Here is an 11,110-nt window from a genome sequence, read left to right on the forward strand (position 1 = left end):
TTGCATATTTTCAATAGACAATGTGGATTCTGTATTATTTAATTGCTGTGCTAACCAAACTATCTTATCTCTAGAAAAAGTTGTATTTTTGTTATTCAATTTTTCAGACTGATCGTGAAAATAGTCTTGCCATAAATTGTCATGAAGAGTTGAAATGTACTCGTCTGGTATTGGAACTACCACTCCATCTTCAGCCTTAATTAATTGTTGGATGATTTCCGCCGGATTTGGCAATTTATCGTTATTGCTCCTGTCTGGAACGTTTTTAAAATTGTGTACTGCTATTTTTAAACCTAAAGGTTTTCCTAGTAAATCCAGAATATCGGGATTATTATTTGTCAAAGCTTTCCAAGTTTGTGGACGTATTTCTTTTATAGTTTCTGCACATTGAAGCTCTGCCAGAAGCTTGTTCATTATATCAATAATATAACGGTCAATTTGTTCTTGTTCAAGAGGCTGTAATTCAACAAAAAAATAATTATTTGGTAATTCTTTTAAAAGCAAATCTTTCTTTTCTGTTTGACTAGTAATAACAGTTTGACATTTATGTTTTTCAATAAAACTATTCAAATCAACAGCACGCTGATTTTGTTGTGAAGGTTCTATTTCATCAAACCCATCAAGGAGGAATACTATTCCTATTTCGTTATATTTTCCCAAAATCGTATTTATAATTTTTTCATCTACGTCATACACTTTTTTAATAGACTCACTTATCCAGTTGTCTATTGTCTGGTTTTCATACAAAGGTTGAAGTTTTAACAGGATAGGAATCTTATTATTCTCATTATTAAGTATTTCCTTGTTCAATTCTCTTAACATTGTACTTTTGCCTGAGCCAGAAGCACCGAAAATTAGAAACTTTTCTTTGTTAAGATTTTTTTTAAAAAACTTATAAATAGTAGGGCTATAAATAGTAAAGCCTTGGTGAATCAAGATATAAAAATAAAAACCTAATAATCTGAAGTATTCGCACTTTAATAGTTTAACGATCCCTAATAACAATAACCAAAAACCAGGAAAGCCGAATTTTATTTTAAATTCTTGCTTATTATTTTGTCCTTCCCAATAGTATCTTACCTGTTCTAATAACTTTGAACGTGCTTCTTCAATATCTATTGTGGGTAAAGCAATTTTTGTTTGAATATTCAAGAGAATATTCAATAAAGTTTCATTTGTACAATAAGGTTTAATTTCTTCGCAAAGATTATTCAGGGCTTTTTGATTGTATGTATCATGTAACCATCCAACTAACTCTGTGACAAAATTATTTTCCTCTTTCTCTGTTAAGTTTCGTCTTCTTGCTATCTCGAAAATATCAAGATTTCTACACAGAGTTCTTCTTTGGTTAGGACTATCTGCAAGTCCACTATTGAGCAAAAACTCTTCCAGTTTGTCTCTATCTTCTTTGCTAAGTGGAGATTTGTTCATATAATAAATTTAATTGGTTTAAGTAGGTGGGCTGAGAAAAACCAAAATGTGTAAATAAAAGTAAAATCGCCCAAAACTTCTTTACTCTTGCCTTTTTCCTTTTGCCTCTTGCCTTACAATAACGAAAATTTTTAACGTTAACCTACTTATCAGTTTAATTTACCTTGGGTATTGTGGGTAAAGCAATTTTTGTTTGAATATTCAAGAGAATATTCAATAAAGTTTCATTTGTACAATAAGGTTTAATTTCTTCGCAAAGATTATTCAGGGCTTTTTGATGGTATATATCATGTAACCATTCAACTAACTCTGTGACAAAATTATTTTCCTCTTTCTCTGTTAAGTTTCGTCTTCTTGCTATCTCGAAAATATCAAGATTTCTACACAGAGTTCTTCTTTGGTTAGGACTATCTGCAAGTCCACTATTGAACAAAAACTCTTTCAGTTTGTCTCTATCTTCTTTGCTAAGTGGAGATTTGTTCATATTGTCTGCATCTTTTTCGGTAAGTGGCTGATTATTATCAGGTGATTGTTGCTGATAAAATTGTTTATTAAGTTGGGCAATTTCGGGAAACTTTTGCAAAATCACTTTAGCGGAGACTGCCCGCCCCCCTAAATCGGTACTTCTATCACGAGAAAGATGTACAATACCACAAACTTTTCCTGTTCGTACATTTAGCAAAGGTGAACCACTAAAGCCTGATTTAACTTGCCCGTGCTTGAACTTATAAAGAACAATGTCGTCTTTATAACTTATTCCTTCATATTCGAAGCTTGCGGAATCTCCCTGAGAATAATCAACTTCCGCATCTTTGGGATAACCAAAAATATATAAATTATCATCGTGATTAGGTTCTGTAACATCCAATTCAACACACGGATGATTGAAATTATCTCCCTCTAATTTCAATAGGGCTAAATCAATAGGATATTTGTATAATTGCTTAACCCTAGCAGTAGAATTCCGCTTTTCTGCTTTCCAGAATACCCGCACGGGATTATCTTGTGCAGATTCAACCACATGAGCGCAGGTGAGAATCCAACCCGATGCAACAAAAAAACCTGTTCCCTGACTGTCAGCTAAATTTAAACGCACTGTGCAGCGTTCTAAGCAGCGTTGTAAATTATCTTCGTTAGCCATTGATTACCCTCACATAGCTCACATAGCATATTGATGATAAGAGTACCATAGCTGTGAGGGAATGACAAGTATGGGGGAATTAACGTTTATTTACCCCATTCCATCGTAATTTCCAGATTAGCTGTGCCTGTTCCTTTGACAATTAAAGCAGTTAGTTGTCCTGCCTCAACTCCAATTTGTAACCCTAGCTTGACGGTAAATTTATCTGGTTTGACGGCTTCTTTGATATCTTCTAATGTACCTGCGACATCTTCAGCAATGGATTTAATAATTTCTGTTGCTTCTTTAAAGACTCTAGTATCAGCAGAAACAGGTTGTTCCCCTATAGGAGTAACTTCTACTTTAACTATGTTGCCATCAGAAAGTTTAAGGGGAAGAATTTCGGTTCTATCTGCCATAATTAATTTTTCCGGTTAATTTTTGTGTAACGGGTTTTCTTGTAACAAGGTGGACTGAGAATAACACGCAAGACATAAATGGATAATATCATGATTGTGCGATCGCTCTCATCATTACCATAACCCCCCATTCAAAACAGACTCAACTGCTTTCCCACACCACCATGAGGTTCAACAACCAAAAGTAACTCATCTCGTTTTTTAGCCATCAACTCTAAATAATACCCACTGGAATAGGCTTCAGAATTAGTCAGTCCCCGAACTCCTTGATAAAACGTCACAACATCCCCAGTATTACCCAGAACCAAAAGAGCCTTTTCACCCTTCTTAATTTTGCGAGTAACCTGTAACTGTTCCACAGGAAAATCACCAGAACGAATAGCCTTTGTTAATTCCTGGTAATATTGTTCTGCCTTAGCCTTTGACAGAAGATATTGTGTCAGGTAGTTCAAAGAAAACTCTTTTTCTAAACGAGAGCGTTAGCGAAGCTCACCGAAGGTATCGCGTTTCCGCCATGAACCCTTAGTAGTTATTTTCCCATCTTCATGCCAGAGAATATAATTCTTAGCTCCTCTAGAGGGAACAAACATCGCTTGAGCAAGAATTTCCAACTCAATTTTGATACCCGTAGGTAAAGCATTTTGCAGCTTTTCAAATATCAGCAGTGGTTCAGAGTGGGAGAAAAACACACCATCAGTATCACTTTCCACCTGCATACCTCCCGCTTGTTCAATCACATCAATCATGAATCGCAGAATCCGTCTACCATAAGCTGTAACCAGTGCAGCAGCTTCCATATCGTTAAAACCAACACCAGAAGTCCCATAAAAGCCAAACAACGAGTTGATTAACACTTTGAGAGCAGCTTCAGCTTGTTTAGCAGCTAAATCTCCAGCTTTTCCTAATTCTTTGAGTCTGAGTCGTTCCCTGGTGAGATAATCGAGAATACTTACAGCAATTTGCAATCACACAAGGTACATCTTAGCCCCCTCATCGCTTGCGGGGAGGGGGTTGGGGGTGGGGTTCTTGTTCCAGGTTTGATGACAATTTGCTGTAACCCCACTCGTTGCGTATTTGGAGATGTCTACTTTATCTGTATTTATCCTGTTCATCCTTTCATCTTTTTTGTCTGAATCAGGATGTCCAGGATTTAAGGATTTACAGGATTTAATTACGATTATGTGCATCTTTATCCAGAATTAGTATAAGCTGAGAAACATTTAATTTGCATAATTAAAACAGGCAGGACTTGTACTGAGCTTGTCGTTCGCGTAGCGTGGCGTTAGCCATAGTATGCCTGTTCCACAAGAGTTTTAGTTGTGAGCAATATACAATCTAAATGTCCAACAGCTTATTCATCCTGTTCATCCTTTCATCCTGGGTATCCTGATTCTGACATTATTTATTTAAGGTTTCTTAGCTTTCTCAAGTTTCTGAGATTTCTGAGATTTATGGGCAATTAAGGATGGATACTGATCTTGCATTTCTAGAAGTTCGGGAATAGTGACAAATTCATAACCCTGTTTGCGAAACTTGTTAATGATTTCTGGTAGGGCTTTGACAGTGTGAGATCGATCTCCGCCTCCATCGTGCATTAATACAATACCGCCCGGTTTAGCTTCTCTAAAGATATTATTCATTAACCGAGGTACGGCCGGACGTGAATAGTCTTTGGAATCAGATGACCACATAATAACAGCATATTTATTACTTTTAGCATAAGCTACCACCCCATTGGTCATATTGCCACCAGGTGGACGAAATAGACTAGTTTTCACCCCTGTAGTTTGATAAATTATGTCTCCGGTATTTGCAACTTCCGCAGCGGCTACCTGTGCATTCATGTGATGATACCAGTGATGCCAAGTATGGTTAGCGATAGTATGACCATCTGCAACTATTCGTTTTGTCAAGTCGGGATAATTCTTAACATTTTGTCCGACGACGAAAAATGTGCCTTTGATGCGATTTTTCTGGAGAATATCTAATACTTTTGCTGTACTATTAGGCCAAGGACCATCATCAAAGGTTAGGGCGATAACTTTTTTTTCTGGGGGAAGTTTAGCTTCACTGACGACAATTCCTTGAAAGTTAGTCGGTACATCAGTAGAAACACCTTTTGCTTGTGCTTGTTGTTGCCAACTGGTGAGCATTTCTGTTTTCAACTGCTCTAACCGCTCTTGAGTTACCATAAGAACAGCAGTATCATTATCCTTGGTGCTGACGCTGCGATTTTGAGCGTCAGAGGTGTTACCTTTGAACATGATCATTAAAGCAATGCTTAAAGCACCAGTTAAGCCAAGTATTGATATTAATATTCCCCGCGTCTCAAAAAATGACTTATTATTTTCCACAGCATAACTCCTTCAAGGGGTGAGCAATAAATGATCAGGATAATGGTTCTGATGGTAGGTTATAACACATTTCTCTATATACTGAGATTCACTAGCCTGACCTAAGCTAACCTCTTCCTTGACAGGGGAGAGGTTTGGAGATTTGCTAGAGTGGGTGAGGACATAGTTTATTTTTTCCAAACTACTAATATTACTCCCGTGACAATTAAACCTAGTCCAAAAACACGGTTGAGAGGAATAGTTTCTTTTAAAACAAAGTAACCTAATAATACGGAAAATATATAACCAATTGATACAGCGGGAGCAGCAACGCTAAGATTGATTCTCGTCAGCAGGAGAATATAAGCGACAGCACCAATACCATAACAGGTTAGTCCTAATAAAAGTTCTGGTGTAGTCACAATACTAAGAATATGACTAATAGCGTTACCTGCATCAACTTTACCTAATTTTGTCGCTCCTATCTTCAAAAAAAACTGTCCACCAACACTAATGATAACTGAAATTAGCAGTAAACTAAATTCTTGGATTGACACGGATATTACCTGAGATGGTATATATAACACAAATACGAATCCATAAGGATTCACTACAACAATGGCAAACGCTGCTACAGAAACAGGGTTTACCTGGGTGGGATTAAATAAAATGATACTATGGTCATGTTATATTTGAGTTTTCTTTTAAACCTCCAGTTTCCTTTAATGTATAAAGAGGACGACCTTTGACTTCTTCGTATATCCGGCCAATATATTCGCCTAAAATACCAATACAAATTAATTGTACTGAACCAAGGAAGAACATGGCAATTGTAATTAATGTGTAACCGATTATGGGGGAGAATGGTTGGGATAAACGCCAATACAAAACTAATAATATCATAAATAGGGCAATAAAAGCTGATAATATGCCTATATAAGTTGCCAGCCTCAAGGGAACTGTGGAAAAGGAGATAATACCATCAATTGCTAAAGCCCAAGATTTACCAAATGTATATTTTACTGTACCAGCAAAGCGGGGATCTCGTGCAAAAGGTACGGAAGTTTGTCGAAAACCTACCCAAGCACGTAAACCGCGAATGTAGCGATTACGTTCTGGCATAGAATTAAGGATATTTACGACCTGTCTATCCATTAGACAAAAGTCTCCTGTATCTTCGGGAATATCAACTTTAGCCAAGCGTCGAAGAATGCGATAAAAAAGATATGCTGTCAAGCGTTTTAGCCAGGTTTCTTGTTGACGAGATGTCCGCCGGGCATAAACTACTTGATATCCTTGATGCCATTTGTCAATCATGGTTAAGATTAATTCTGGTGGATCTTGGAGATCGGCATCCATAACAATGATACATTTACCTTGGACAAAGTTCAAACCTGCGGTAACAGCGATTTGATGCCCAAAATTCCGGGCTAAACTGAGGTAATGGACTCGGTTGTCAAGATGGTGTAATTCGCGCATCATACTTAAAGAGCGATCGCGGCTACCATCATCTATTAAAATTAATTCAGCATCACCGTCTAACTGTGCCATGACATGATGTAATCGGCGATACATCTCTGTGATGTTTTCTGATTCGTTATAAATGGGAATCACGAGGGAGTAGATAGGTTGGTTGATCATGATAAAATTTTTTGAGAAACTTGAAAATGTTTAAAATTCATCTTTAAAATTTAATTACCTGAAAATCAAAACCTAATGAATGATTACCGTTATCTGAAAATCAATAAAGACTATATCATACTATTAACAATTTGGTTGATAGGATTACTGATAGATAGAACATGGTTTTTCTTAGATGAATCTATTCCATCCTATGATCAAAGCGCCCATTTAACCGCAGCATTGCATCATTATCGAATTTTTCAAAACCTGAATATTTTATCAGGTAATTGGTGGTTATCTCTGTGGGAATTAACCCCCAGTTATCGCGCTCCTTTTGTGTATATTTGTACTGTACCATTTTTGGTATTATTTGGTAAAGGCTATGATCAAGCCAGTTTAGTCAATTTATTATACACAGCTATACTGATTTTATCAGTATATCACTTAGGGAATTATTTATTTAAAAACCGAAAAATTGGCATCACAGCCAGCATATTTTGCTTATTATTTCCCATTATGGGAATTATGCGAACTGATTATTTATTAGATTATGGTTTAACGTCTATTGTCATAGCTACTTTCACCATTTTAACAATTTGGAAAGATAGTCATACTGGTTTTGTATCATGGATATTAACTTTGATATTGGGGGTAGGAATAGGGTTAATTATGTTAGCTAAACCCACAGGTTTTATTTTTATTCTTATTCCTAGTATCTACACATTGATTATTTCTATCAGCAAACGTAAATTTATTAAACTAATTCAAACAGCCTTATCTTTAATTTTAGCTTGGTTAATTTGTGGTTCTTGGTATAGTTTAAATTGGTTAACTATTATTACCTCTGCCTTAAATGCTAATAATGTGGGAAAAAGAGAAGGTGATCCTGCTGCGACAACCATTGCTGGTTGGTTATATTATCCGCAAACTATCCCAGAAACTGTTGGTTATCCCATATTATTTGTGAGTATTGGTATTTTGTTAATTTATCTTTTTAAACATAGATTTAGTCAAAATATTATTAAAGATAATTTAGCTAAATCTGCTTTAAATTGGTTATTTATTTTTCTAATTGGTAGCTATGTAATTTGTTCTCTAGGGACAAATAAAGATATTAGATTTATTCTTCCTTCTTTCCCGGTAATTAGTTTAATTTTAGCTTACTTTTTTAATTTAATTGAAAATATCTGGTTTAATAAATTAAGATTAGCAACTATACTATTAAGTGGCATAGTTTTACTAAATAATTTGTTTTCTTTACCTCTAATTCAAGCTTATGGTGGAAAACATTTACCAAATAATGAAAGTAAAAAATATCCTCTTGCTGAATTAATCGAGAAAATTCATCAAACTACCCCATATTTAAAAACAACTTTAGGAGTAGTTCCCGTTTCTACACCCCAAGTTAATGAGTTTACCTTAGATTATTTCGGTACATTGGCTGATTTTCGCGTCTATGGGAGAAAATTAACGATGAAATTATCGCAAGTAGACCAAGATTTAGAGTATTTATCTTGGTATGTTACCAAAGATAATGAACCAGACGAACCGGGAGAAAAGGGAGAAACTAAACGCAAATTAAAATCTTTAATAGAAACTTCTCCTGATTTAAAATTACAAAGTGATTGGGTATTACCTCATGGTGATAAATTAAGATTATATCATCGGAAAAATCCTCAAATAGTTGTTGAAAAATTAATTGAAAAATTAAATAATGATCAACATAATCAGAAATCAGTTACTTTAGAAAAAGTTATAACTGCTAATCAATTTATAATAGGTAAAAATAACTCCGTTACTTATCAAATAACTGGTTCATGGGATGAATTACAAAATGGTTTGTTACTATTAAAATGGCAAAATGGTCAATCAGCTTGGTATCATGATCATGCAATTGGTCTAGGTAATTTATATTGTGGTATAAAATGTCATCCCCAGGGAAATTTTCGAGTCATTGAGAATCTAGCTACATTTATTCCCCAGGAATTACCACTAGGAAAATATCAACTATCAGCATTCTATTTAGATAGAATTACTGGTAAAATTACACCTTTAAATATTGGTAATTTAACTGTAAATGTTACAGATACAGGAAAATTAGAAAAAACACCACCTTTAGATCTAGTTTCTCGAATGTCACAATTAGCAGTAGAATTACAAAATGGCAAGTTAGATAATATCTTTGTACAGATAGATAATTTTAATCAATATGACGCAACTCAAGACTATTTAAAACAAATTGAATTTGCTGCTAATTATTACTTAAAAAATCAACCAAATAACTTAAATTGGCGTTATACTCTAGTGCTATCACAACTTTTACAGCGCAAAGCACCGGAATTAATTCAGAATTTAACAGAATTAACTAAATATGATGGACAAAATCCTTATACTTGGCTTTATTTAGGAGTTGTTTATTTATATGACTTTCAACCCAGACAAGCCGAAAAGCAGTTAATAATGGTAGAAAAAATCAAACCAGATATCCCAGAATTAAAGACTTTAAAAACAGTGACAAATATTATGAAATTTCTCCCCTTAATTCACTTCTAAAATATGAACAATAAACAATGGTTATTAGGGTTATTGGTAGCGTCTTTGGTTTTATGGTTAATGTTTCTGGGAAATTTACCTTTACGAGATTGGGATGAAGGTACTTATGCTATAGTTGCTAGAGAAATTTATCGTACTGGTAACTGGGTTTATCCTACCATACAAGGAGATCCTTTTTTATTAAAACCTCCGCTGATGCAATGGTTAATTGCTATTTGCTATCTTATGGGAGGAATACAAGAATTTACTACTAGATTTCCGGGAGCATTTTTAACCGCGCTAGGAGTTCCTTTACTTTACTTAATTGGAAGGTTAATTTTTGCAGAAACTTTACCAGCTTTATTTTCGGCTTTGGTTTATTTAACATTATTGCCTGTAGTCCGTCATGGTAGACTAGCAATGTTAGATGGAATGACTATTTCCTTTTTCTTATTATTATTATTTTGTGTTCTCAAAGCGCGTCATGATAGAAAATATGCTGTTGGTATCGGATTTTGTTTGGGTTTAATTACTCTGACAAAGGGAATGTTAGTAGTAGTTTTAGCAGGAATAGCAGGTTTATTTATCATTGCTAATAAACAATTAGCTATATTTAAAAATCCATTTCTATGGATAGGAATGTTTTTAGGAAATTTCCCTGCTATTGCTTGGTATTTTGCCCAATGGCAACATTATGGTAATATTTTCTTAGAAGTGCATTTTCAGTCTCAAGCTTTTGATAGACTGGGAAAAGCTGTAGAAGGTAATACCGGTCCGATTTGGTATTATTTACTGGAAGTGATAAAATATGGTTTTCCCTGGTTGTTATTTTGGCCAGGAGGTTTATATTTAAGTTGGAAAAATCGTCATACTGCTTGGGGTTGTTTAACTCTCATTGGTACAATTGTTTATTTTGCCATAGTTTCTTTAATGAGTACCAAATTACCCTGGTATATTATGCCCATATACCCATTTTTAGCTTTAGCAATTGGGGCTAATTTAAGTTATATTTGGCAGGAAGAGAAGTTTAAAACTAGATTTTTGACGGGATTTTTTGCATTTTTAGTTATTATCGGTTTAGCAGGTTGTATTTATTTTAGTTTAGTTGATAAACAGCCATTGTTAATTGTTATGAGCATTATTTTAGCAGTGACTATGGGAATCACATCATGGTTCATTAATCAGCATAACCGTCAATTTATCCCGGTTTTATTTGCGGGAATGTATTTAGTTTTAGCAATGTTAATGAGTTCCCAGTCATGGATATGGGAGTTAAATGAAAAATTCCCCGTTTTACCAGTTGCAGCATTAATTAGGGATAATATTCCACCAGGAACAGAAATTTATACTTCTTTTCCTGATGGTCGTCCTAGTTTAGACTTTTATAGTGATTGTCAAGTTATTCCTACATCTCTTGCAGATTTACAAGATAAGTTTGTTCATAAATCTTATTTGTTGGTGGATAATGACACTTTGCAGAAAATGAATTTAAAGGAGAGTAAAATTATCGGGGAATCAGAAGGTTTTAAATTGATTTCACCACTAATTAATTAGAGGATGTACAATACATAAATTCCATTTATTCAGGACTTACGCAAAATATCTCTCAAATCCTCATTTCTCCGTGACCTCTGTGCCTCTGTGGTTCGTTA

General features: G+C 34.7%; 10 protein-coding genes. 2 read left to right on the forward strand and 8 right to left on the reverse strand.

Annotated features, from left to right (window positions below; all coding sequences use genetic code 11):
• The 8 genes from ACIR310F_RS26385 to ACIR310F_RS0118560 form a co-directional block, all read right to left on the reverse strand.
• Positions 1 to 1,431 (reverse strand): NACHT domain-containing protein (locus ACIR310F_RS26385; RefSeq protein ID WP_196803247.1); only part of this gene is annotated, 1,431 nt, incomplete at its 3' end.
• A gap of 154 nt (positions 1,432 to 1,585) precedes the next feature.
• A complete protein-coding gene (locus ACIR310F_RS23845; RefSeq protein WP_051289744.1) occupies positions 1,586 to 2,572 on the reverse strand; it encodes a S1 family peptidase in 987 nt (328 codons plus the stop codon).
• An 86-nt stretch (positions 2,573 to 2,658) separates the two neighbouring features.
• Positions 2,659 to 2,970, reverse strand: coding sequence for a CU044_2847 family protein (locus ACIR310F_RS0118530; protein ID WP_028085107.1), 312 nt, complete (start codon positions 2,968 to 2,970; stop codon positions 2,659 to 2,661).
• 131 nt (positions 2,971 to 3,101) lie between these two features.
• Positions 3,102 to 3,422 (reverse strand): hypothetical protein, encoded by a 321-nt coding sequence (locus ACIR310F_RS27095; protein WP_028085108.1) that lies wholly within the window; start codon positions 3,420 to 3,422, stop codon positions 3,102 to 3,104.
• 27 nt (positions 3,423 to 3,449) lie between these two features.
• Entirely contained in the window at positions 3,450 to 3,935 is a 486-nt protein-coding gene (locus ACIR310F_RS27100) for a DNA polymerase domain-containing protein (RefSeq protein WP_028085109.1), read from the reverse strand.
• Between the two features lie 441 nt (positions 3,936 to 4,376).
• Positions 4,377 to 5,324 carry a polysaccharide deacetylase family protein gene (locus tag ACIR310F_RS0118550; RefSeq protein WP_028085111.1) on the reverse strand — a complete coding sequence of 316 codons (948 nt, stop codon included), beginning with the start codon at positions 5,322 to 5,324 and terminating at the stop codon, positions 4,377 to 4,379.
• A gap of 167 nt (positions 5,325 to 5,491) precedes the next feature.
• On the reverse strand, positions 5,492 to 5,860 hold the full coding sequence (locus ACIR310F_RS0118555; RefSeq protein ID WP_028085112.1) for an EamA family transporter: 369 nt from the start codon (positions 5,858 to 5,860) through the stop codon (positions 5,492 to 5,494).
• A 124-nt stretch (positions 5,861 to 5,984) separates the two neighbouring features.
• Positions 5,985 to 6,941 (reverse strand): glycosyltransferase family 2 protein, encoded by a 957-nt coding sequence (locus tag ACIR310F_RS0118560; protein ID WP_028085113.1) that lies wholly within the window; start codon positions 6,939 to 6,941, stop codon positions 5,985 to 5,987.
• A 78-nt stretch (positions 6,942 to 7,019) separates the two neighbouring features.
• Between ACIR310F_RS0118560 and ACIR310F_RS0118565 the strand changes: the two genes are divergently transcribed.
• A complete protein-coding gene (locus ACIR310F_RS0118565; protein ID WP_028085114.1) occupies positions 7,020 to 9,479 on the forward strand; it encodes a hypothetical protein in 2,460 nt (819 codons plus the stop codon).
• A 3-nt stretch (positions 9,480 to 9,482) separates the two neighbouring features.
• Positions 9,483 to 11,012: an ArnT family glycosyltransferase gene (locus tag ACIR310F_RS0118570; RefSeq protein WP_028085115.1), complete on the forward strand. Its 1,530-nt coding sequence runs from the start codon at positions 9,483 to 9,485 to the stop codon at positions 11,010 to 11,012.
• The last annotated feature ends 98 nt before the right edge of the window (positions 11,013 to 11,110 follow it).

The organism is Dolichospermum circinale AWQC310F (genome assembly GCF_000426925.1).
Taxonomy (GTDB): domain Bacteria; phylum Cyanobacteriota; class Cyanobacteriia; order Cyanobacteriales; family Nostocaceae; genus Dolichospermum; species Dolichospermum circinale.